Raw genomic sequence first — 22,789 nt, 5'->3', positions numbered from 1 at the left:
GATAAATACCTGGTGATATGAAATTGTTTTACCGCCATTACGGAGAGGGACAACCACTGATCATTCTTCACGGCATATTCGGGATTTCCGACAACTGGGTAACCCTGGGGAAGCGGCTTGCCGAAAAGTTCTCGGTGTATATTCCCGATCAGCGCAACCACGGGCAGTCGCCCCACAGCGTAACGTTTAACTACTTCGCCCTGGCCGACGATCTGCATGAATTTATCCGGGAGCACAAACTGGAGAAGCCCATGATCATAGGCCATTCCATGGGTGGTAAGGTGGCCATGACCTTTGCACTGGAGCATCCCGAAATGGTTGAGAAACTGGTGGTGGTCGACATCAGCCCGCGAAAATACCCGGGGCGCAATGTGCATTTCGATATGATCAGCGCGATGATGGCGGTAAACTTTGATGCGGTTCATTCGCGCGAGGAGGTGGAGCAGCTGCTCGAAACCAGCATCCCCAACAAGCGCATCCGCCTGTTTGTGATGAAAAACCTTTACCGCAAGACCCGGACCACCTTCGATTGGCGGCTGAACCTCGAAGCCCTGAGCGCAAACATGGATTTTGTGTTTGAAGGAGTGGAGAGCTCCGACGTGTATGAAGGGCCCACCTTATTTATCCGCGGAGGGCGGTCAGATTATTTAGTGGATGATGATACACCCCTTATTATGAAGTTGTTTCCCAGTGCCCGGATTCAGACCATCGAAAAGGCTTCACATTGGGTGCATGCCGACGCCCCTACAGAACTCTGCAGGCTTTTCAGCCTGTTCCTTGGCAAAGAGTGCATTGCCCCTGGGTTTGAGGATTAAAGCTGGCGGAATTTTGGCCATAGAAAAACCGGAGAAGGTGTCCTCTCCGGTTTTTTTATGATTTTATGGGTTATTCTGTACTGTTCCCGGTCAATGCCGGATTTTCCTCTTTTTACGGAGTCAGCTTCCGGTTGATTTGTCAGCGCTTATTCACCGTCTGCATCATACCTGATTACATCCAGGCTGGAAACGGCAGCGTCAATTTCAAGATCTATTTTCTTGACGGCACTTTCGTAATTGTCGGTACGATAGAGGCCATTGCGGATTTTTTTGAATCCCGGGAAGTTGCGGCTGGTAAGGGCGGTTTCGGTTTTCAGCTGGGCGCCCACCGATTCGGGCAGCCTTACATCTATGGAGGCGGCGCCTGCCTCAATGTTAACCGAGGTGTAGTCGTTCAGATCGCCCAGCTTGAGTTCAATGGACGAAGCGCCTCCGTCAAGGTCAAGATGACCGACTTTATAATCGCTCAGGTCAAAATCAATGCTTGCAGCGCCGATATCGAAGTCAAAATCCCATACCGGTTGCGTATGCAAACCCAGTTTTACCCGGTTGCCCTTGTTTTTAAACCTGATATTGGATTCATTGATTTTCAGCTCAATAAACATTTTGCTGCTGTCGTTGCGCGAAGTCATGCTGTAATTGCCCACTGTGCCCTGTTTGAAGAAAGTCAGCAGTTTATCGGAAGGGGCGGTGTCGTTCAGCCTGAAATCTCCGGCTGCAGCTTCAAGTTTCAATTCAACCCTGCTGATGGCGGAATCATACTCCTGATAAAGTTCCTGGGTTTGTTCACTGTCGTCCCAATTGCTGTCATCGCGCCAGCTGTGCCGGTATTCACGATCGGAATCGCGCCATCCGAAACTGTAATAACCTGTCCTGTCGTAACGGTTTACCAGAAACACGGATATGGCGATGGCAAGCACGGAGAAGATCAGTTTCAGGTAGTCTTTTACCGGGATCAGCGAGATGCCCCAGAGGATCAGGATCAAAGGCCATAATCTCCAGATGGTCAGCCAGTCAAAGTAGATCATCCCTATGTTTTTCAGGATGAATAAGGTGCCGATCATCACGAGGATCACACCCCAGAATATTTTACGGTAGCTCATGGTTTATGGATTAAAAGGTTTGCGGATTGTTTTCGTTTTTTTCATCGGCAGGGCCTGATGTTTCGCCCTTATTGCCTTTTTTCGGCAGGTTGCCTGTAATCAGCACCAGTCCGATGGCAATCAGGATTACGGGCCACAGGTCGCCGAAATCAATTCTGGGGACAAAGCGCTCGATCAGAAAAATAGATCCGATGAAAATCAGCACTACGCCGCCGATCAGGCTTCCTTCCACTTTCTTGCGCTGCTGCATTTCCGGTGTCATGGGTGCGCCTGTGCTGAACGGCTCTCTGGGTTTCCCCTGTTCAAATCCCTCATAGGTTTCCCCGATGCCGGTGTCTGACCCGGCCGGGGCGGGATTGGTAGGTGCTGCGCCGGCATAGTAGCTGGTATACTGATTCTTCTCCGGCAGGATAATCCAGAGAATTAAATAGAGTAACACCCCGCTGCCGCCGAAGATAACCAGCAGGACGAAAATAAGCCTTACGATAGTGGGATCCATGCCGAAGAAATCGGCCAGACCGCCGGCCACCCCACCGATGACCCTTCCGTGAACGGAGCGGTATAATCTTGTGTCTGACATAACTTGTTTTTTATTTTCGATGGTTTGACGCAGCACCTCCGTAAAGGTTACACCGGCTTATTCTTCGGCTTCCCTTCTTTTGCGTGCTACCCGTCTTGCCGTGAGGATGCTGAATTCGTAAAGTCCGTAGAGCGGAATACACACCAGGATCTGGCTGATGATGTCGGGCGGGGTAATGATGGCAGAAATGGTGAGCAGGATTACCAGCATGTATTTGCGGTTTCGGGCGAGGAATTCCGGGGTGATGATGCCCACCTTGGTCAGGAAATAGACAAATACCGGCAATTCGAAAACAACCCCCAGCGAGAATGTAACCGAAACCACCGTGCTGATGTAGGATGACAAAGCGATCTGGTTGTTGATGGATTCGCTCACCTGGTAAGTGCCAAAGAAGTTGAGGGTGAGGGGTACTATCAGAAAATAGCTGAAAAGAACGCCAAGAATAAAGAGCAGCGACATTACCCAAACCGCCCCGCGGGAGTGGCGGCGTTCATTTTCGTAAAGCGCGGGTTTGATAAACCGCCAGATTTCCCAGATCACATAAGGTGCAGCCGCAATCAGCCCTGCAAACATGCTGATATACATGTGGGTGGTGAACTGCCCCGAAAGGTTGATGTTGATGATCTGAAGGTTGAGATTGTCGAGGCAGAGGGAAGGAACATTAGCCCAGGCGCCAAGTTTGCAGAGCAGGCGGTTGGTGATGAATTCCGGCTCCTTGGGCGCCAGGATCAGTGTGTCGAAAATAAACTCCCGGTTGATAAAAGCGGCAATGCCCAGCACGATGATGGCAAGGGCTGATCTGAACAGATGGCCGCGCAGGGCATCCAGGTGCCCCCAGAACGACATTTCCCCGGCGGGTTCAGGATCTGCTGCTTTTTTTTTGCTCGAAACAGGTTCAGGCATTCAGGATATTTGATTGATGCGTCAAAAATACGCAATCTCCTTGAGCTATCCCAGAACATAATTGCAAGCGGTAAACAGCCGCCGGTCAAGCGGTGTTTTGTTTGTGGAATTTGATTTTGTTCACATTTTTATGCGGAGGGAATCCCGTTTGTTTTCAGCTTTTGAAGCAGTTCTCCGGCGTCAGTCAGCGCCTGTTTCACCGAAAGGCCGGGATGCCTGATCAGCTGCCGGGCTCCGGGCATGCGCGAAATCATGTAAGGAAGGGCCGAAAAGGCCATGGTCACCGCCATATAAGGCCCTTTCATGCCTCTTTTTGTCAGGAAACTGTGCACTACCGGATTCCTGATCTCGATGCTGATGGCCGAAAAGGCGGTGATCACCACGATTGCCCTGAGCGTCATCGCTATGCCGGCCATAAATCCTTCCCGGCTGATGCAGATCCATCGGTCGCAGTCAACCTCCCAGAACAATGCCGCAAAAACTGTAATGATGAGAAATTGCAGCCAGAGTAACGGTTTTCCGAATCTTCTGAAAACCTGTTGGTATCGTTGGCTTATCAGCAGACACCAGATTGCCACCGCTGCCAACCCGGTTGCTATTCCTGTCTGCCCGGTCAGTATGATAAACGCCGGTATCGAGCACAGGTGCAACAATAGCAGCGTGAGTGAAAAACGATGTCCGGTGGCGCCAAATGGTTGTTCTGCGGATTGAATGGTTGCCGGAAACTGATTTGTCTGCAGTTTTTTTTCCGGAACCGGAACCGACAGTCCCAGAATGCCGGCAGCCAGTCCTGCTGCAATATAAACGCCTGCCAGCGCGGCAAGCAGCTTCCAGGGATCGGGATTTTCAACGCCGAACTGACGGGCGGCAAAGCGGTATATGTTCAGGTATACTTCAATCAGGCTGAATCCGTAGAGGATCAGTATGCTTGCGATTTTATGGATAATTGCACTGCTTACCCCAAGCACCCCGCCGGTGATATAGCCGGCCTTGTTGGTTCCCAGCAGCCTTACCGATAATTCAAGCAGCATTGCTTCGGTCAGTATACCGATCATCGGCCCCAGTATCAGTGAACTCGGGGAGATGGATTTCATCAGGGCGCAGATCAGGCCGGCTCGCCAGATCAATCCACGCTCAGGCCACAACCGGTGAAAGGCAATCATCAGCACCATCCCGGTAACGGCCAGCATGCTCCCTGCAAAAGGAATGCGCATATTATGCAGAAAACTGCCAATGATGATCTCGAAGGAGGCCCATAAGCCCCCCGCTACGGCCGCCTTAATCCATACTTCATCCGGAAGGGATGCTTCCCTGTTACTGATTGCTGCGATTCCGGTTTGAACAGGCATATGGTTGGCTCGGGAGAACAAAGTTAAAAAACCAGTGGTATTTCCTAAGCGGATTCATCCTAAATTGAGCATCCGCCTCACTTTAACCGGAGATTCAACGGGCATCCTGATGGTTCTGTCAATTCCGGCCGCTATCCTTTTATGCTTCCTTCTCCGTTGCCGTGATGGTATCCATTACGGTGCTTATTGCAGTTCCGGCCTCAAAAATGCCTGCAGGGGAGAGGTTCCAGCGCTCAACCACGGCTTCACTAAGTCTGGCCCTGACAGTAACGATGACCAGTCTATGGCGAGCTTCGGCAAATAAACCGGGGAGGATGGCCGCCCAGCCGCCGTTTTCCATTTCTGCCGGGCCGATCTCATCGAGCATCAGCACCTCGGGTTTCTTTACAATGGATTCGGTAAGCCACAGCTTTCCAAGATCAAAAGCCAGGGGATTAAACCAGAATCTCCTGAACCTGATCCATCCTTCGCGGGGCGCGCTTTCGCAGAGGGTAACGGTTTTGCCATCCGGAATAAATTCAAGGTCAAAGCCTGAACGCAGGTTGTCATCCCACTTTCCGTGCGCAAGGATTCCGCCGCAGGTCTTCCCCCTCTGAGCCAGGGATGTGCTGAGGGCTTTGAGCAGCGAGGTTTTGCCACTCCCCTGTTCACCGGTGATGATGAACAATCCCTGCATCAGCCTTCCTCTTTTTCGGGAAAGAAAAGGCAGCTGTCGCCGTAACTAAGGAACCTGTAGCCGTGTTCAAGGGCGAACATGTAGGCTTTTTTCCATCCTTCACCGATAAAGGCGGCTACCAGCAGCAACAGGGTGCTCCGGGGCTGGTGAAAGTTGGTTACCAGGGCATCGCTCATCCTGAAGCGGTAGCCGGGAGCGATCATAATCCGGGTGAAACCGCTGATGGAGTTCATCCGCCTGGCGGTGAGATAATCGTAGATGGCCTGCAGGGCTTCAGCCGGAGGGATGCTGACTTCCGATTGGTATGGTTCCCATTGATCGATAAAGAACTCCTCCCCGGGATCTTTCCCGTTGATCAGCTGGATCCCCAGCCAGTACAGGCTTTCGAGTGAACGCATAGAGGTGGTCCCCACGGGGATGATGTTCCCCCCGCTGTGCTGCAGCAGCCTGAGGATGCTCTGCCGTTCGATGATCAGCTCTTCCTCGTGCATGGCATGCTGACGGGCGTCCTCCACCGAAACGGGTTTGAAAGTGCCGGCGCCGACGTGCAGGGTGAGGTATTCGAAGCTGCAGTGCCGCGATTCAAGCTTTTCAAGAACAGCCGGCGTGAAGTGAAGCCCGGCCGTGGGCGCCGCCACCGAGCCGTTGAATTCCGCGTAGATGGTCTGATATCGTTCCGTATCGCTCTCCACCGGTTCACGGTTCAGGTAGGGGGGGAGAGGGACTTTGCCGGCAAACTCCAGCACCTGCTCGAAAGGCATCTCCGGCTTGTCCCAGCCAAAGGTGATCTCAAAGGCATCTCCGGCCTTCTCCCCCTTGTGGGCACTGAGTGTTACCTCACCCATCCCGGTGTCAACGGTCATTTCAAGGGGACCTGATTTCCAGCGTTTGGCATTCCCCACCAGGCATTTCCAGGTGGTAATGCCGCCGGTCTGCCCGTATCCGCCGAGGGGTTGCAGGCAGAAGATTTCGATGCGGGAACCGCTGACTTTGCGGAAGATAAGCCTGGCCCTGATCACCCGCGTATTGTTGAAAACAAAGAGGCTTTTTTCGGGGATATGCTGATCCAGCAAAGAAAACAGGGAGTCGGCCGGTGTGCCGTCGCGGAATACCAATAGCCGGGTGGCATCCCGCTGTTCAAGCGGGAAACGGGCGATCCGTTCGCCGGGGAGGGGGTAGTCGTAGTCGTTTATATTGATATATTCAGGCAGCATGTTATGGGGTGGTGGAATCTTTTACACGGCTGCGAAATTAGTAAAAAAGGGCATCGGGCTCCTATATGGATTGATGGGTGGGATGCTGATTCATGTGAGTACGGTATAAATCTTGAGCGGTAATTTGACCCCAGCGGGGTCGCATGTGTATAGAAAGGACGGTAACAAGATGATTTCCGACCCCAGCGGGGTCGCATGTTTAAAGGGATCAATCTTAAGCGGTTATTTCACCCCGGCAGGTGATGGGTGTTAAGAATTGGTAATCCCATGAATTTATTCGACCCTTCCAGGGCCGGGGGGTGCTATGGCAGGATTGTTTCTATAAACATTTGACTCCTCCGGAGTCAGGATTTTGTTGGTTCGGATTGAGATTGATGACCCCAGCGGGGTCACATGTGTATAGAAAAGACGGTAACAAGATGATTTCCGACCCCAGCGGGGTCGTATGATATCAAGGGTTCAATCTATCCATTCAAACAGATATTCCTGCTTAAATTCAATTCCAAATGCTTCTAAAAATGACAAATACTCATTCTTAAAAGTAATCTTCCGATGATGTAATTTTTGTTTTTCAATATATTGTATAACATCAGAAATCTCAGAATGGCTATATGAGAATGAGCCGAATCCTTCCTGCCAGGTGAACCGGTAGTTACAAAACCTATTGTCTTTTATAAACAAAGCGGAAGATTTCTTGATTTCACGAACTAAATCGGAAAGGCAGCAAGTAGGTTTCATGCCGATAAGGAAATGAATATGGTTTGAAGTGCCATTGATCGACAACATCTTTTGCCCTTTATTTTGCACAATTCCGGTTATGTATTTATAGAGTTCCTCTTCCCATGAATTGTGGATTAGTGCATTACGGTTCTGAACAGCAAAAACAGTCTGAATGTAAATTTGTGAGTAAGTATTTGCCATATCCGGTTATTATTTATTTGTGATAAAAATAGCGAATTATTATTGATGAAAGAAATATTGAGTTCATTATCATGAATCTGGTTCGAGATTTTATCAGTTTGATTTATAATTTCTAGTTAATTAGTTTAATAGCGGTTTTTAACGAATAATTGCAAAAATATACGACCCCGCTGGGGTCGAGGTTTTCTATCGTGATGCTATTTCTATACACATGTGACTCCTCCGGAGTCAGGATTTTGTTGGTTCGGAATGAGATTTATGACCCCAGCGGGGTCGCAAGTTTCAATGAAGGTCATCTTCTATAACATGTGATTCCTCCGGAGTCAGGATTTTGTTGGTTCGGAATGAGATTGATGATCCCAGCGGGGTCGTATGTTTCAATGAAGGTCTTTCTCTATACATATGTGATTCCTGCGGAGCCAGGATTTTTTGGTTCGGATTGAGATTGATGACCCCAGCGGGGTCACATGTGTATAGAAAGGCCGGTAACAGGTTAATCTCCGACCCCGGCGGGGTCGTATGTTATCGGGATCAATATTGAGCGGTAATTTGACCTCATCCGGTGGTATGTGTTAAGAATTTGTAATTACAGCAATTTATTCAACCCTTCCAGGGCCGGGGGGTGCTAAGGCAGGATTGTTTCTATAAACATTTGACTCCTCCGGAGTCAGGATTTTTGGCTCAGATTGATGCGTCTGACCCCAGCGGGGTCGTATGTTATCGGGATCAATCCTGAGCGATAATTTTACCCCATCGGGTGGTGGGTGGCATATATTAATGATGATCCCTTTCCGCACCTTTGATTTTTTTTCCCCCACACAAATACCCGTGCAATCAACGATTCTGATGATTTTTAACTCAATTGTTAAAAAATTAAAAATTTTCACCATTGAAAACTTTTAAACCAAAAAAGTTTTCTAGTTTTGCAGTCCGAAAAATCTCTGACCAATGGAAGCAAGGGAAAAAATTCTGGATAAAGCGATTGAGTTATTTCTGAACCTCGGTATCAGGAATGTAACCATGGACAGTATTGCCGCCGAGTCCGGTGTTTCGAAGCGCACGATCTACGAGTTGTTCAAAGATAAGGATGATTTGGTGGTACAATCGCTGCGCGAAATGATTATCAGGCACAACCAGGATATGCTGGGTATTATTTCCGAGGCCGGCAATGTGATTGAAGCCATTTTTATGATCATGAAAATGGAGGCGCTGCGACGGGGTTCCTTTGCCCGGGTGTTTACCGAGGACATCAAGAAATATTTCCCTGTGGTGAACGCCTCGCTCTATTCATGCAAGAAAAGCCTGAAGGAGTTTTCGGCATCGTTCACCCTTCTTGAAAAGGGTATACGCGAAGGCATCTTCCGCAAGGATATGCGGCTCGATCTGGTGGATAACTTCCTGCACGAGCTGATCGGCCTTATCCACAACAGCGACCGGCTCAGGATACTGCAACCAACCGGACAGGAGGTGCTTTCGAATATCTTCCTGCCTTACTTCAGGGGGATCTGCACCTCCGAGGGAGTGGCGCTGATGGACAAATACACGGAAAATATCAACGATTATATAGAACTATGATGAGAACAACGTTCATTTCAATGCTGTTACTGCTGGGTACTTCCGGTTTTCTCGGGGCGCAGCAGACACTCACGCTCGACCTGGCAGGGGCCAGGAAAACGGCGCTTGAATACAACAAAACCATTGCCAACGCCGATCTGGCCACCCTGAAAGCCGCCGCCGCCGTGCGCGAGGCCATCGCCAACGGGCTGCCACAGCTCAACGCCGCTGTGGACTATTCCAACGCCCTGGGCGCCAAGATCTCCATCCGCTTTGCAGAAGGGATGCCGCCCAGTGAGATCGACATCAAACCGCAGAGCAACTTCAACCTGAACCTTACCCAGCTGATCTTCAGCGGCAACTACATCGTTGGGGTGCAAACGGCGAAACTCTACCAGAGCATGGCCGGCATCAGCAAAGAGAAGTCCGAACTGGATATCATCGCCCAGGTGACCGACGCCTACCAGCTGGTGCTGATCTCGGAAGAGCTGCTAAGGCTGCTAGAACAAAACCAGGCAAACCTGGAAGGGCTGTACGAAAAAACCGCCGCCCTCGAAACCTTCGGGATTATCGAGAAAACGGATGTGGATCAGCTTTCGGTGCAGGTAAACACCCTGAAGAACGCGGTGAAATCGTCGGAACGCCAGCTTGAACTGGCCACCAATATGCTGCGCCTGCTGCTGGGTGTGCCGGTGGATACCCAGCTGGAGCTGACCGACCGCCTCGACCAGATGCTCTCGGAAGCCGAAGCCCTGCCCCTGGCGGAATCCTTCAGGGTTGAAGATCAGGTCGATTTCAGGCTGCTGAACCAGCAGGAACTGGTGAGCCGTAAAATGATCGATATGCAGCGGGCCAACGCCCTGCCGACCATCTCGGGATACTACCGCTATACCTACAAACTGCTGAAGCCCGACTTCGACATGACCCCCGCCAATATGGTGGGCCTGCAGATGAACATCCCGATTTTCTCGAGCGGGGTGCGCATGGCCCAGGTGAAACAGGCGCGCATCGACCTGGAAACCACGCAGAACAATAAAAGCCTGCTCAGCGACCAGCTGAAAATTCAGGAGAAACAGCTGCGCTTCAACTACAACAGCGCGCTGGAGACTTACCTCAACCAGAAAAACAATGTGGAGGTCTCGCGGCGGGTGTACGCCAGTCTGAAACTCAAATATGAACAGGGTATTATCTCGGGCCTCGACCTGATTACGGCAGACAACAACTACCTGAAAGCCGAAACAGACTATATCTCCGCTATGATGCAGGTGTTGCAGTCGGGGGTGCAATTGCAAAAACTTTACGGAAAACTGGATTAAGAAATATTTAAGTCTATCTAACATGAATACAACATTTAAAATTGGTTTTGCACTATTGTCTGTCACTGCGCTGGCATGTTCTTCAGGCAAAACGGAAAAAAGCGCGCAGCAGGATGCCGCTTCCGAAAAGGTAGAGGTGGTAAGGGTAACGGAGCTGCAGGTGCAGCAGGTAGCCCGTTCGGTTGAATATTCTTCCACCCTGCTGGCTTACGAGGAGATTCACATGGCGCCGGCTTCCCCGGGCCGCATCGAAAACATCGCGGTGGAAGTCGGCACCCGGGTTAATAAGGGTGATTTGCTGGTGCAGATGGACCGCACCCAGCTGCATCAGGCCGAAGTACAGCTCCGGACGCTGGAAACCGATTTCAAACGCTTCGACACCCTGCACAAGGTGGGCAGCGTGGCCCAGCAGCAATATGACCAGATGAAGTCGCAGCTCGACATCGCCCGCAGCAATGTGGCCTTCCTGCAGGAAAATACCCGCCTCAGGGCGCCCTTCAGCGGGGTAATTTCGGGCAAGTACTTCGAGTCAGGAGAGATGTATTCGGGCGCGCCCGTGGCCCCCATCGGCAAAGCCGCCATCGTTTCGCTGGTGCAGATCGACCGCCTCAAAACCCTGGTGCCGGTCTCCGAAAAGTACTTCCCCATGATCCGCAAAGGCATGGAGGTGAACATAGGCGTGGACATCTATCCCGGCGAGACTTTCAAAGGGAGGGTCTTCAATATCTATCCCACCATTGACGCGGCCAGCCGTACCTTCAACATCGAAGTGGCGGTGGATAACCCCGGCGGCAAGCTGCGCCCCGGCATGTTCAGCCGTGTGACGCTCGACCTCGACCGCGAGGAGGCCCTGCTGATCCCCGCCATCGCCGTACTGAAGATGCAGGGTTCGAACGACCGCTACCTCTTTATTGAAAAGGACAATGTGGCCAAACGCATCCCCGTGGTCATCGGCAAACGTTACAACGAGCTGGTGGAAGTGGAATCGGACCAGCTGAAGAAAGGCGATCTTGTGGTGGTAAGCGGACAGGCCCGCCTGCTCGACGGCATGAAGGTAAAGGTGGACGGAAAATAGTCCCGGTGTTAAATCTGTAAATGAAAAGCTGTTATGAGTATATATAAAACCGCGGTAAACAAGCCCATCTCCACATTCATGATCTTTACGGCCGTGATCGTGATGGGCCTGTATTCGCTCAGCAGAATCCCCGTTGACCTCTATCCCGAGATCGACCCGCCCTTCCTGTCGGTGATGACCACCTACGCGGGCGCCAACGCGGCCGATATCGAGACCAACATCACCAAAAAGATGGAGGATGCGCTCAATACGGTGGATAAGGTAAAAGAGGTGACTTCCACCTCATCGGATAACCTCTCGGTGATCACCATTGAATTCAGCTGGGGGGCCAACCTCGACGAAGCCACCAACGAGGTGCGCGACGTGCTCGACCGCCTCTACGACCAGCTGCCCGACGGCGCCGACCGCCCCATTATCTTCAAGTTCAACACCAATATGATGCCCATCGTTTTCTACGCGGTCACCGCAAAGGAAAGCTACCCGGGCATCGAAAAACTGCTGGAGGAGAAGATCATCAATCCCCTGAACCGCATCGACGGCGTGGGATCCGTCTCCATGATGGGCGCCCCGAAACGCATCGTTTATGTGGATGCCGACCCCAAGCGCCTCGACGCCTATAACCTCACCATCGAGCAGATCGGCAACGTCATCGCCGCCGAAAACCTCAACATGCCTTCGGGCAACGTGAAGATGGGCGAAATGGACTATCAGCTGCGCATACAGGGCGAATTCGGCGACAGCCGCCAGCTGAGCAGCCTGGTGGTGGGCAACGCCAACGGAGTGCCGGTTTACCTGCGCGACGTGGCCACCGTGCGCGACTCGCTCAAGGATGTCTCCCTCGACGAGAAAATCAACGGACAGACCGGCCTCCGCCTGTTTGCCATGAAGCAGTCGGGCGCCAACACGGTTAAAGTGGCCAGGGATATCCGCAACAGCCTGGAGCAACTCAAGAAAACCCTGCCCCCCGATGTGGAGATCAACCTGATTATGGATACCTCCCAGTTTATCGAAGGATCCATCCGCAACCTCTCCGAAACCCTGATGTGGGCGTTTATCTTCGTTGCCCTGGTGGTGCTGGTCTTCCTCGGGCGCTGGCGTGCAACCTTTATCATCGTCCTGACCATCCCGATCTCGCTCATTGTCTCGTTTATCTACCTCTTTATCACCGGCAATTCGGTGAACGTGATCTCGCTGACCTCGCTCTCCATAGCAATCGGGATGGTGGTGGACGATGCCATCGTGGTGCTCGAAAACATCACCCGCCACATCGAACGCGGCAGCAGTCCGCGCGAAGCGGCGATCTACGCCACCAACGAGGTGTGGCTGTCGGTAATCATCACCACCCTGGTGGTGGTGGCCGTGTTCTTCCCGCTTACCCTGGTGGGCGGCATGACCGGCGTGATGTTCAACCAGCTGGGATGGATCGTGACCATCACCATCGTTACCTCCACCCTGGCCGCCATCACCCTTACCCCCATGATGTCGGCACGGATGCTGAGGCTGCGGGATAAAAAGGTCAAACCCAGACGCTTCAGCTATGACCGGTTGATAGAGCCGTTTTTTGTTGGAATGGACAACTTCTACGAAAAAACCCTGCGCTGGGCCCTGCACCACAAAACTTTCGTGATGCTGAGCGCCCTGGCCATCTTTGTGGTTTCCATCTTACTCACGCGCTTTATCGGTACCGACTTTATGCCGCAGACCGACGAGTCGCGGATTACGATGGCCATAGAGCTGCAGACCGGCACCCGGGTGGAAGAGACCATGAAGACCACCCGCAAAGTAGAGCAGATGATCAGGGAGCGTTATCCTGAAGTGATGATTATGGCTTCCTCTTCCGGCTCCGACGACGAAGGCAGCATGTTCTCCCTCTTCAGCACCACCGGATCGAACATCATCAACGTGATGATGCGCCTGCAGGATGTTGAGGAGCGGCAGCGCACCGTTTGGGAGATCGCCGACGATATGCGTCAGCAGCTGGCTGAATACCCCGAGATAGTCACCGCTTCGGTTTCCACCTCGGGCGGCGGTATGGGCATGGGCGGCGAAAGCAAGGTAGATATTGAAATCTATGGCTATGATTTCAATTCCACCAACACCCTGGCCCAGGAGATCCGCAACCGGGTGAGCGCCATGCCATCGGCCACCGAAGTTACCGTGAGCCGCAAGAACGACAAGCCCGAGCTGCAGGTGGTGCTCGACAAGGAGAAACTGGCCCTGCACGGACTCAGCAGCGCCACCGTTTCGGCCATGGTGCGCAACCGCATCTACGGCATGACCGCTTCGCAGTATAAGGAAGAAGGAGAGGAGTACGATATCCGCGTGCGGCTTTCGGAAAACTACCGCAGTTCCATCTCCGACCTGGAGGAGCTTTCCATCGTAAACCCCATGGGCAAGCGGATCAAGCTGAAGGAGATCGGCACCATCACCGAATACTGGGGACCGCCCGCCATCCAGCATAAGCGCAAGGAGCGCATCGTCACCGTTTCGGTGAAACCCAACAACGTGGCCCTGGGCGACCTGGCCAACCAGATCAAGGCTGAGATCGGCCGGGTGAAGGTGCCCCAGGATGTGCTGATACAGGTTGGCGGTTCGTACGAGGACCAGCAGGAGTCGTTTATGGACCTCGGCCTGCTGATGGTGCTCAGCCTGATCCTGGTATTTATCGTGATGGCCTCGCAGTTTGAGTCGTTCACCATGCCGTTTATCATTATGTTCTCCATCCCGTTTGCCTTTACCGGGGTGATCTTCGCCCTGCTGCTCACCAACACCACCTTGAGCCTGGTGGCCGCCCTGGGCGCGGTGCTGCTGATAGGGATTGTGGTGAAAAACGGCATCGTGCTGGTGGACTTCACCAACCTGATGCGTGACCGCGATATGCGGCTCTACGACGCCATCGTGGTGTCGGGCCGTTCGCGTCTGCGCCCCGTGCTGATGACCGCCCTTACCACCATCCTCGGTATGCTGCCGCTGGCGCTGAGCACCGGCGAAGGCTCCGAAATATGGCGGCCGATGGGCATCACCGTGATCGGCGGACTGGTATTCTCCACCATCGTTACCATGGTGATTGTGCCGGTGATGTACGGCGTGCTGGCCCGCAGCGGCGAACGCGACAAAGTGAAGAAAATCAGAATGAAATTCCAGAACCTGGACTAAACGTATAACCATGAAAGCAGTATTTATCGTCTTTAACCAGGCGCATACCGAACGCGTTGAATATATCCTCGACCAGCTGGGCATCCGTGGATTTACCTGGTGGAGCCAGGTGAACGGCCGCGGCTCGAAAACCGGCGAACCCCGCATGGGCACCCACACCTGGCCCGAAATGAACTCGGCCCTGATGACCGTGGTCAGCCCCGGCGAGGTGGAACCCCTGCTCGAAAAGGTGAAGAAAATCGATCAGATCAACGAGGAGGTGGGTATCCGCGCCTTTGTGTGGGACATTGTGCAAAGCCTCTGAACCACCAGCCAACCTTTATATTACCGCCCCCGCATGGCTTTGCTGTGCGGGGGTGGGTTTTGGGGGGGAAGGCACAGAAACTGGGAATTCAGCCTGATTCGGAAACTGGTTTTCTCAATATTATTTCTATAAATTTGAACACCTGGTTTTTTTGATAATTGTATTGAGCTGGCAAGGTAAATTTATCTTATTGTGGCAGCTTCTTTTCTCCGGGTAATGAAAATTGGATATCTGATACTGCTCATATTTACGGATTAAAGGATTTGGATAATGACTGATGTGCACGACAAGGCAACCCGCAGTTACAATATGAGCAGGGTCAGGGGTAAGGATACAAAGCCCGAGATGCTTGTGAGAAAATTTCTGTTCTCCAAAGGATTCCGTTACCGGCTGCACGACAAAAAACTGCCCGGCAAACCGGATATTGTGTTGCCGAAATACAAAACGGTTATTTTTATCAACGGCTGCTTCTGGCACGGACATGAAGGGTGCAGGTATTTTGTTGTGCCGAAAACAAGAACAGAATGGTGGGTTGAGAAGATAAAGAGGAATAAGGAAAATGATTCCGCAAAGATAAATTCATTAGTGGAAAAGGGGTGGAATGTTATTATAATATGGGAATGCCTGCTTAAGCCCGTTAACAGGGATACCACGCTTGGCAAGCTTGATTCAGATATAAGGGCATTTACAGGAAGTTAGTATCTTTTACAAATGTGACTTATAGTCCGTTGTACTATTGGCGTCAGGCATATAGCTTTGATGCCAATCTTTTTTTATGGAAATCAGTAAACTCATCGGGATAAGAATTCTCGAATTACGAAAAAATAAGGGATTGTCTCAGGAAGCCCTTGCCAATCTTGCTGAAATTGACAGAACCTATATGACCGGAGTCGAAACCGGGAAGCGTAATATTTCAGTAAAAGTTTTACTCAAGATTATTACTGCCCTGGGGAGTAATTATCGAAGCTTCTTTGATCACCCATCCTTTGAAAATACTAATCAGTGATACTCAGATTAGTTTCTCTGATTATTCATTTATCAGCCCTGATTTATTGATTTCTCATGAAAAGTTTGCTCTACTGATTGCTGAAAGGCTGCAATGGTGATCAGAGAATCTAACATTCCTAATTTGTAATTACTGAAAATTGAAAAAGTTTAATAAATACACAGAAATAAAGAAAAAGTTGAAAATTGAGGTTGATCGTAAAACTGATGATCGGTTAGCGAATCTTACCCACTTTTTTCAGACTTCTGATACTGATGCTGCATTTTATTTTGAGAATGGAGCTAAAGAGTATCTCCTTAGCCTAGAAGATAATATTATTAATCCAGAAGAATCTGAGATTCAGTACTATCTTCCAATAGAATGGGACGTCCCTTTTCCCTCGCCAAAGAATCCTAAATTCACCTTTATTGATCTTTTCGCCGGGATAGGTGGGATAAGATTAGCTTATCAGAACCTTGGGGGTAAATGTGTTTTTTCAAGTGAGTGGAATAATCCAGCCAGAATTACATATGATGCAAATTTTGGTGAAGTTCCATTTGGTGATATCACAAAAATTTCGGAAAAGGATATCCCGGATCATGATATCTTATTGGCAGGTTTTCCATGTCAACCATTTTCTATTGCTGGAGTTTCCAAGAAAAATGCCCTTGGCCGGGCGCATGGATTTCTTGATGAAACTCAGGGAACTCTGTTTTTTGATATAGCAAGGATAATTGATCATAAACGCCCGAAAGCATTTATGCTTGAAAATGTGAAGAACCTTGTTTCACACGACAAAGGAAATACCTTTAAAGTAATTTCCGGAACTTTGAAAGAACTGGGGTACTCAATTTATTATAAAGTACTGGATAGTAAACACTTTGTTCCACAGCATCGGGAGAGAATCATTATAGTAGGCTTTAATTCTCAGATATTTAATAATCAGGAAAAATTTGAATTTCCGGATTTGCCAGAGCCGAAAAGTTCAGCTAAAGAAATTCTGGAATCAAATCCTGATGATAAGTATACACTAACTGATAATCTATGGCAATATCTTCAGAATTATTCCAGAAAGCACAAAGAGAAGGGGAATGGATTTGGGTTTGGCTTGGTTGACTTCGATGGAATTACCAGAACAATCTCAGCCCGGTATTATAAGGATGGTTCTGAAGCTTTAATCCCACAAGCTGGTAAAAATCCCAGAAGATTAACGCCTCGTGAGTGTGCGCGATTACAGGGGTATCCTGATAATTTTATTATTCCGGTTTCTGATATGCAGGCTTACAAACAGTTTGGGAATTCTGTTACCGTTCCACTGATACAATCTGTGGGAGAAAAATTAATACAAGAAATAACTAAATAGTATGGCAAGTATAGACATCAATACAATGAGAGCATTTCTCTCGAAAAGCATCAGCAGTATCAACCAAAATAAGGTAAATGGGATGCTTGCAGAAATCGACCTGCGGAATACTTTAAATAATTTCGGTTTTGGAGGTCGAGTTTCTCAAGGAGGATGGATAATGCGTAATGTAGGAGAAGGACTATTCGGTCATTATACTATAGTGGTTTTTCCTCAAACAATTCAGCCTGATACTGATTATCCTGTCGGAAGGCAACTTGAAGAACCTGCTTTGGCACTTCATACTATTTGCTCTACCATGCATCAAATCGGTGTTCATAGTTATTATTGTGTTCCCTCTATTGCAAATAGGAACGACTATTCCACTATCACCTGGCAAACAAAGCAACTTGGAATTCCCAATATTCAACCATATAGACAGTTAATTCCTACTATTAGCAATTTTAGTATTCGAGAACGGAGATACAATTTTTTAAGATATAATACTGATGCAGGTCAAATACCATTGAATTCACTGGCTGAGGAGTTTACAAAAGAGCATTTAAGAGTTAATTTTCAGAATCATTTTATGAGTGAAATGTCTGATATAGATGGTATTTTATGGGGAGAGCAGTATACTTATCCTATTGAAATTAAGGAGAAAACACCTGGTACTGATAATAAATTGGGTGAATTTTTTGGAATTGATGTTGGCCCATTTGTAAAGCTTGCCTATTATGCAGCCAAGAAAGGAAATTTGCATTCATTATTTTTTGTAAGGGAAATAAATAATATAAATGAACGAAGACTTGTCAATTGGTGGTTTATAACTTTCGAAAAATTGGCATTATTTGCATCATGGGTACCTATTGCTGGTGGAATCAACATGCAAGGAGGGGGGAGTACTGTTGTAAAAATACCGAAATCTGAATTTACTAAGTTGACACGACAAAGCCTTGAAGATTTATGAATTTTATTTTAATGCTACAATTGCATTTTTTTGAAAGTGAAAATAGTCAATATATATTTATAAAGTATACGTAATTGTAATAGAAGTTTTGAATGTTATGGGTGAAAAAAATCTTTTTGAATGCATGTAATTTTTGTCATTTTAGTCTCGTGAATTAAAGACAAACTATAGTCTGGAATATTCACATGCTGATGCAGTGAAACTATATTAGATTGCATACTCGAATACAAATGCCGGCCATTATTTCATGGTCATCGTACCACTTGAATATTAATATTCATTTGTTTACAGTGGTCAATAAACCGGGTGATATTCCCGAGACTCCATTGGGTGCTAACAGCAATAGTTGTGTCAATTAGAGGAATTACTTCGTTTGGTTTTATGAAGTTTCTTCTATCTCTTTTTTGTTTCGCTTCTATTTCGGTTGTGAACGTTTCCCTGCCTTGTAAACTATCAGGAAATATTGTCTTTAATTGACTATAGGTTGTACTTGGATTATTTTCAACATAATCCTTAAGAACCTCTAGTACGAGTCGGTTTTTTCCGAAAGTCTGTCCTTTGAAAAAATATTTCGAATAATCTCTGTCATTTGAAGTTAACTCTTTTGCCAGAATTGTATCATTGGAATTTCTTTTATTTGGTTTAATTTCGATTATTTGATCAGGATTAGCATTCCCGGCTTTGTTCTTCGTTGCTATTTCAATGTTTAATTCATTCAAAACAGAATCAATCAGTTCACCATCATACTCCCCGATAAATTCCTGCTTTATCAAATCAGAAAATTTTTCTTTGAAGTCTTTTGAAGTAATTCTGGCAAGGAGTAATCGGAAATCTTGTTTTCTGTTTATTTTTCTGATTGACTGCAATGTGTATTCTTTTAATGAACCGAAATTAAAATTTTCTTTGCTGAATAGCCTGACAAAATCCTCGCCTTTCTTGCTGTCCCTTTCAAATCTGATAGTGTCAAGTAGTACCGGGTCGTCTTGTTGAACCAGATCGCCATCATAAAATATCTGAATTGCTTGTCCGATTAAAACACCGTACTCCATTTTTAACTGCCGCATATAGGAAAATAGCTGCTGCTGATGAGTTGATGTAATTGGTAAATAGGGCTGTTTAATCTCAATTACGAAAAGCTTCTGATTGTCGGTGGATTTAATAACAAAGTCCGGTGTTATTCGGTTCGTCGCCCCAATTTGATAGGAAGGTCTGATTTCATAATCTCCTGAAAATTGTTTCCAATCCAGAACTCTCAGAGCTTGTATGACAATTTGTTCGAAAGAATTTTCACTTATGTCCTTTTTTACATTTTCCGAAAGTAGAAAACAGATTTCGTTCCATTTGTCGCTGTTCATATTCTGACTGTTTACGGTTTTATTTTTATTTGACTATGTGTTATTGTGTTGGTGCTAAACAAAGGAGGGTATTTTCACAAAGTCATGATTTTCCCGGTAAAATATCTTTTAAAATCAAATTCTTCTACATTCCACCAGTACGACAAATAACAATTCGGATTAGTTAGTTATTGGGCTGGACTGCGTTACACTGCAATTAGAGGTCATCAAAGGCTTTTGCTTTAATAATTTCAGTGTTTATTTTATCGTAGTAAGATAGCGTCAAAAACAACTGAAGATGCTATCGTGATCAATTGACAATTCAATAATCCCTTTGTCAGTTTTGTAAATAGTGAAATACTTACATTTATCCATTTCAACTTCGTGCATTCTTGCATTATCATCTCTGGGTTCTGAGTAAGTATCAAATCTCTCGACACATTCCGAAGGTTCGCCGTATTTTTGCGTAAGCATTTCTTTTAAATTAAAGTAATTACCTTCAAGAGAAGACCATGTATCCCTTTCCGGAAATATTACGGTAATTTTGCTAACCAAATCTTCTTGCTTTAACGCAGCAACTCCGACAATACAATCCTTAGATGCTGCAAAATCGCCACGCAAAATTGCAACTCCATCTTTAATTTTTACTAGCGTAAATCCATTCTGCTTCATTTTGGCTACATATTCATTAAGTGTTCCATCAATAGGAACGCCTTTAAATGTAAGATGGTCTGACGATTGAGTTTGAGCAAATGACGTTATTATCGACAATGCGATGATTGATGATATCAGAATTTGCTTCATTGGAATATTATTTCGTTAGTCAGTATGATCTCTTTGGACAATAATTTTAACAAATATAATTTTTATTGTTGAAACGAGGAATCTCTGATCAAGAAGTCATAACATTTCAGATTTTAGCTTATTAACTCCAGTCCTTAAAACTAAGCATGTGCCTCCCCTAAATTATGCTTACGTTTCTCCCAAAACATGCTTACGTTTTCCCGAAAACGTGCTTGCGTTTTGTCCGAAACGTGCTTACGTTTTGCTTGAAACGTGCTTACGTTTTATAGAAAAGGAACGTTCCTTTTCCCGAAAGCGTGCTTACGTTTTGTCTGAAACGTGCTTACGTTTTGTCCGAAACGTGCTTACGTTTTTCTTGAAACGTGCTTTCGTTTTCCTGAAAACGACCTGATGTTTTACTAAAAACGACTTGATGTTTTCCTTAAAACGACTTGACGTTTTATTCAAAACGACTTGATGTTTTCCTGAAAACGACCTGATGTTTTCTTAACGCCATTTTTGGAAGGCCGGTACTGATCTGATTATTGATCCCGCTGGCGCGGGCACCTTCGTCCGTGCGCAGCAATGAACTTTTCAAGGTTTAATCGTCTCTTACACACCTAACAGGTTAGAAGAAAACCTGTCAGGAGGATTCTGGCGCCGGTTGGCACCTGTCCCTTTTTCAGGGTCGTCAATGACTACGTTGAAACAAATCAGAAATCCAAAATCAGAAATCTCTCGTTATCCGGCTATCGCCGTCTCACGAGACAAGCGAAATCAGAAATCCAAAATCCGAAATCCGAAATTTCACCCCGCGGCCTGAGCGGATAAAAAGTAAAAAGTCAACAGTTTGTGCTGACATCATTAGGCGTTGATTGGAATATCAGTAGAAAGAAGTCCTGACAAGTTGAAGCATATCCGCACGGATAATCACTTATTCCCAACCGATTATCATTTTTTTACTTCTTCTACTTTTTGCTTGACCAAAAAGTAGCAAAAAGTCAAGGCTTCCCAAAAATGGCTGAAAACAGGCGAGCGTTTTGGCTGGAATCCTGAAAATACACCGCGCTTCGCTTGGTGTATTCGCAAAAGAGGCTGTAATCATTCTGTTTGCACATAATGAAACAGCCTCTATGCGGGATTATCCCGACTAAATCAATAGGAATATGTCCAATACTAATAGCTGATTCCAATAACCTATTGATTAAGTCGGGCTTAAGAAACGAAGGTTGTTACATCCTCCCGCATCCGAAAACCGATGTACAAAGATCGCCTGACTATCGCCAGCCATTATCGCAGGCGTTTCTTCTCTATTTATTTGCTGCCTGTTTTCTTAACGCCATTTTTGGAAGGCCAATCCTATTTAATTGTTGATCCCGCTTACGCGGACATACTTGTCCAGTCCAAAATAATATGCGAGGCCCTGCGGCTTGAGCGAATAAAAAATCAGAAGCCAACAGTTTGCGCTGACATCACTAAGCATTGATTGGAAGATCAATTAAAAGAAGACCTAACAAGTCGGAAGAAGACTTGTTAGGTCAGGTCGTTGATTTTTGTGGTCAGGCCCTGTGGAGAAGCCGGGAATTAAGGGAGATACAACATTATCGTTGCGACATTGCAACGTTTCGTGGGGAAAGTTATCTGGGCTGGTCACGGTTGGTCTCGGTTGGTCTCGGCTCCGCTCGACCACCGCCGCTCGACCACCGGGACAGATTCACCATCGAAGGGCCCGTGATTCACCATTGAAAGGCCCGTGGCACGCGTCCGGAGACGCGCGCTAACTGGGTTTGATCTATTGTGTTCTAATGTGCCTATTGTGGTTTTTTCTCTTTGCAGGTCCGTGACACGCGACCGGAGACGCGCGCTAACTGATAAAAAAGAAGCCCTTACAAGTTGGAAGAAGACTTGTTAGGTCAGGTCGTTGATTTTTGTGGTCAGGCCCTGTGGAGAAGCCGGGAATTAAGGGAGATACAACATTATCCTTGCGTCCTGGCGGCTTTGCGAGGGGTTGATGGGGTTGGAAGAAGAAGCCCTTACAAGTTGGAAGAAAACTTGTTAGGTCAGGTTGTGCGTTGATTGTTGCGGCCAGGCCCTGTGGGGAAGCCGGGAATTAAGGGAGATACAACATTATCGTTGCGACATTGCAACGTTTCGTGGGGAAAGTTATCTGGGCTGGTCACGGTTGGTCTCGGTTGGTCTCGGCTCCGCTCGACCACCGCCGCTCGACCACCGGGACAGATTCACCATCGAAGGGCCCGTGATTCACCATTGAAAGGCCCGTGGCACGCGTCCGGAGACGCGCGCTAACTGGGTTTGATCTATTGTGTTCTAATGTGCCTATTGTGGTTTTTTCTCTTTGCAGGTCCGTGACACGCGACCGGAGACGCGCGCTAACTGATAAAAAAGAAG

General features: G+C 47.9%; 19 protein-coding genes. 10 read left to right on the top strand and 9 right to left on the bottom strand.

Annotation, left to right across the window (positions count from 1 at the left end; translation table 11 throughout):
- The first annotated feature begins 17 nt into the window (after positions 1-17).
- Positions 18-815: an alpha/beta fold hydrolase gene (locus TBC1_RS08845; protein WP_062041009.1), complete on the top strand. Its 798-nt coding sequence runs from the start codon at positions 18-20 to the stop codon at positions 813-815.
- Positions 816-961: 146 nt separating this feature from the next.
- Here the strand turns inward: TBC1_RS08845 and TBC1_RS08840 are convergent, their stop codons facing one another.
- The 7 genes from TBC1_RS08840 to tnpA form a co-directional block, all read right to left on the bottom strand.
- Entirely contained in the window at positions 962-1,918 is a 957-nt protein-coding gene (locus tag TBC1_RS08840; protein ID WP_062041006.1) for a LiaI-LiaF-like domain-containing protein, read from the bottom strand.
- A 10-nt stretch (positions 1,919-1,928) separates the two neighbouring features.
- Entirely contained in the window at positions 1,929-2,498 is a 570-nt protein-coding gene (locus TBC1_RS08835; RefSeq protein ID WP_062041003.1) for a PspC domain-containing protein, read from the bottom strand.
- 57 nt (positions 2,499-2,555) lie between these two features.
- Positions 2,556-3,401 (bottom strand): twin-arginine translocase subunit TatC, encoded by an 846-nt coding sequence (gene tatC, locus TBC1_RS08830; RefSeq protein WP_062041000.1) that lies wholly within the window; start codon positions 3,399-3,401, stop codon positions 2,556-2,558.
- Positions 3,402-3,529: 128 nt separating this feature from the next.
- On the bottom strand, positions 3,530-4,750 hold the full coding sequence (locus TBC1_RS08825) for a hypothetical protein (RefSeq protein WP_062040997.1): 1,221 nt from the start codon (positions 4,748-4,750) through the stop codon (positions 3,530-3,532).
- Between the two features lie 139 nt (positions 4,751-4,889).
- Positions 4,890-5,426: a nucleoside-triphosphatase gene (locus tag TBC1_RS08820; RefSeq protein WP_062040994.1), complete on the bottom strand. Its 537-nt coding sequence runs from the start codon at positions 5,424-5,426 to the stop codon at positions 4,890-4,892.
- Positions 5,426-6,640 carry an S-adenosylmethionine:tRNA ribosyltransferase-isomerase gene (locus TBC1_RS08815; protein ID WP_082189539.1) on the bottom strand — a complete coding sequence of 405 codons (1,215 nt, stop codon included), beginning with the start codon at positions 6,638-6,640 and terminating at the stop codon, positions 5,426-5,428. The genes TBC1_RS08820 and TBC1_RS08815 overlap by 1 nt, the downstream gene beginning before the upstream one ends.
- 459 nt (positions 6,641-7,099) lie before the next feature.
- Positions 7,100-7,561, bottom strand: a complete 462-nt coding sequence (gene tnpA / locus TBC1_RS08810; RefSeq protein ID WP_062040991.1) for an IS200/IS605 family transposase — start codon at positions 7,559-7,561, stop codon at positions 7,100-7,102.
- A gap of 948 nt (positions 7,562-8,509) precedes the next feature.
- On the opposite strand from tnpA, the gene TBC1_RS08800 reads away from it, so the two are divergent.
- From TBC1_RS08800 to TBC1_RS08760, 9 genes are all read left to right on the top strand, one after another.
- The gene (locus tag TBC1_RS08800; protein ID WP_062040985.1) at positions 8,510-9,136 is read left to right on the top strand and encodes a TetR/AcrR family transcriptional regulator; all 627 of its coding nucleotides are present in this window, start codon (positions 8,510-8,512) and stop codon (positions 9,134-9,136) included.
- A complete protein-coding gene (locus TBC1_RS08795; RefSeq protein ID WP_062040983.1) occupies positions 9,133-10,431 on the top strand; it encodes a TolC family protein in 1,299 nt (432 codons plus the stop codon). Before TBC1_RS08800 ends, TBC1_RS08795 begins: the two co-directional genes overlap by 4 nt.
- A gap of 22 nt (positions 10,432-10,453) precedes the next feature.
- Positions 10,454-11,506: an efflux RND transporter periplasmic adaptor subunit gene (locus TBC1_RS08790; RefSeq protein WP_062040980.1), complete on the top strand. Its 1,053-nt coding sequence runs from the start codon at positions 10,454-10,456 to the stop codon at positions 11,504-11,506.
- Positions 11,507-11,539: 33 nt separating this feature from the next.
- Positions 11,540-14,662: an efflux RND transporter permease subunit gene (locus TBC1_RS08785; RefSeq protein ID WP_062040977.1), complete on the top strand. Its 3,123-nt coding sequence runs from the start codon at positions 11,540-11,542 to the stop codon at positions 14,660-14,662.
- A gap of 10 nt (positions 14,663-14,672) precedes the next feature.
- Positions 14,673-14,966, top strand: coding sequence for a PG0541 family transporter-associated protein (locus tag TBC1_RS08780; RefSeq protein ID WP_062040975.1), 294 nt, complete (start codon positions 14,673-14,675; stop codon positions 14,964-14,966).
- A 270-nt stretch (positions 14,967-15,236) separates the two neighbouring features.
- Complete coding sequence (locus tag TBC1_RS08775) at positions 15,237-15,665, top strand: very short patch repair endonuclease (RefSeq protein ID WP_062040972.1); 429 nt, start codon at positions 15,237-15,239, stop codon at positions 15,663-15,665.
- A 76-nt stretch (positions 15,666-15,741) separates the two neighbouring features.
- Positions 15,742-15,972, top strand: coding sequence for a helix-turn-helix domain-containing protein (locus TBC1_RS08770; RefSeq protein ID WP_062040969.1), 231 nt, complete (start codon positions 15,742-15,744; stop codon positions 15,970-15,972).
- A gap of 139 nt (positions 15,973-16,111) precedes the next feature.
- Positions 16,112-17,314 (top strand): DNA (cytosine-5-)-methyltransferase, encoded by a 1,203-nt coding sequence (gene dcm, locus TBC1_RS08765; protein WP_062040966.1) that lies wholly within the window; start codon positions 16,112-16,114, stop codon positions 17,312-17,314.
- 1 nt (position 17,315) lies between these two features.
- Entirely contained in the window at positions 17,316-18,263 is a 948-nt protein-coding gene (locus TBC1_RS08760; protein WP_062040964.1) for a hypothetical protein, read from the top strand.
- 251 nt (positions 18,264-18,514) lie between these two features.
- On the opposite strand, the gene TBC1_RS08755 is transcribed toward TBC1_RS08760, so the two are convergent.
- Together TBC1_RS08755 and TBC1_RS08750 are read right to left on the bottom strand one after the other, a co-directional pair.
- Entirely contained in the window at positions 18,515-19,618 is a 1,104-nt protein-coding gene (locus TBC1_RS08755; protein WP_062040961.1) for a type I restriction enzyme HsdR N-terminal domain-containing protein, read from the bottom strand.
- 261 nt (positions 19,619-19,879) lie between these two features.
- The gene (locus TBC1_RS08750) at positions 19,880-20,401 is read right to left on the bottom strand and encodes a hypothetical protein (protein WP_236695647.1); all 522 of its coding nucleotides are present in this window, start codon (positions 20,399-20,401) and stop codon (positions 19,880-19,882) included.
- Positions 20,402-22,789: the final 2,388 nt, after the last annotated feature.

This window comes from Lentimicrobium saccharophilum (assembly GCF_001192835.1).
GTDB classification, from domain to species: Bacteria; Bacteroidota; Bacteroidia; order Bacteroidales; family Lentimicrobiaceae; genus Lentimicrobium; species Lentimicrobium saccharophilum.
The sequence above is the reverse complement of the archived record's forward strand: the minus strand, read 5'-3'. Positions and strand labels throughout refer to the sequence as shown.

Excerpts from the sequence above, each read along its gene's own strand:
- TBC1_RS08815 (WP_082189539.1), bottom strand. The coding sequence starts at position 6,640 with ATGCTGCCTGAATATATCAATATAAACGACTACGACTACCCCCTCCCC.
- TBC1_RS08845 (WP_062041009.1), top strand. The coding sequence starts at position 18 with ATGAAATTGTTTTACCGCCATTACGGAGAGGGACAACCACTGATCATT.
- TBC1_RS08750 (WP_236695647.1), bottom strand. The coding sequence starts at position 20,401 with ATGAAGCAAATTCTGATATCATCAATCATCGCATTGTCGATAATAACG.
- TBC1_RS08780 (WP_062040975.1), top strand. The coding sequence starts at position 14,673 with ATGAAAGCAGTATTTATCGTCTTTAACCAGGCGCATACCGAACGCGTT.
- TBC1_RS08790 (WP_062040980.1), top strand. The coding sequence starts at position 10,454 with ATGAATACAACATTTAAAATTGGTTTTGCACTATTGTCTGTCACTGCG.
- TBC1_RS08820 (WP_062040994.1), bottom strand. The coding sequence starts at position 5,426 with ATGCAGGGATTGTTCATCATCACCGGTGAACAGGGGAGTGGCAAAACC.
- TBC1_RS08755 (WP_062040961.1), bottom strand. The coding sequence starts at position 19,618 with ATGAACAGCGACAAATGGAACGAAATCTGTTTTCTACTTTCGGAAAAT.
- tatC (WP_062041000.1), bottom strand. The coding sequence starts at position 3,401 with ATGCCTGAACCTGTTTCGAGCAAAAAAAAAGCAGCAGATCCTGAACCC.
- TBC1_RS08795 (WP_062040983.1), top strand. The coding sequence starts at position 9,133 with ATGATGAGAACAACGTTCATTTCAATGCTGTTACTGCTGGGTACTTCC.
- TBC1_RS08840 (WP_062041006.1), bottom strand. The coding sequence starts at position 1,918 with ATGAGCTACCGTAAAATATTCTGGGGTGTGATCCTCGTGATGATCGGC.
- TBC1_RS08785 (WP_062040977.1), top strand. The coding sequence starts at position 11,540 with ATGAGTATATATAAAACCGCGGTAAACAAGCCCATCTCCACATTCATG.
- tnpA (WP_062040991.1), bottom strand. The coding sequence starts at position 7,561 with ATGGCAAATACTTACTCACAAATTTACATTCAGACTGTTTTTGCTGTT.
- TBC1_RS08760 (WP_062040964.1), top strand. The coding sequence starts at position 17,316 with ATGGCAAGTATAGACATCAATACAATGAGAGCATTTCTCTCGAAAAGC.
- TBC1_RS08775 (WP_062040972.1), top strand. The coding sequence starts at position 15,237 with ATGACTGATGTGCACGACAAGGCAACCCGCAGTTACAATATGAGCAGG.
- TBC1_RS08825 (WP_062040997.1), bottom strand. The coding sequence starts at position 4,750 with ATGCCTGTTCAAACCGGAATCGCAGCAATCAGTAACAGGGAAGCATCC.
- TBC1_RS08835 (WP_062041003.1), bottom strand. The coding sequence starts at position 2,498 with ATGTCAGACACAAGATTATACCGCTCCGTTCACGGAAGGGTCATCGGT.
- TBC1_RS08800 (WP_062040985.1), top strand. The coding sequence starts at position 8,510 with ATGGAAGCAAGGGAAAAAATTCTGGATAAAGCGATTGAGTTATTTCTG.
- TBC1_RS08770 (WP_062040969.1), top strand. The coding sequence starts at position 15,742 with ATGGAAATCAGTAAACTCATCGGGATAAGAATTCTCGAATTACGAAAA.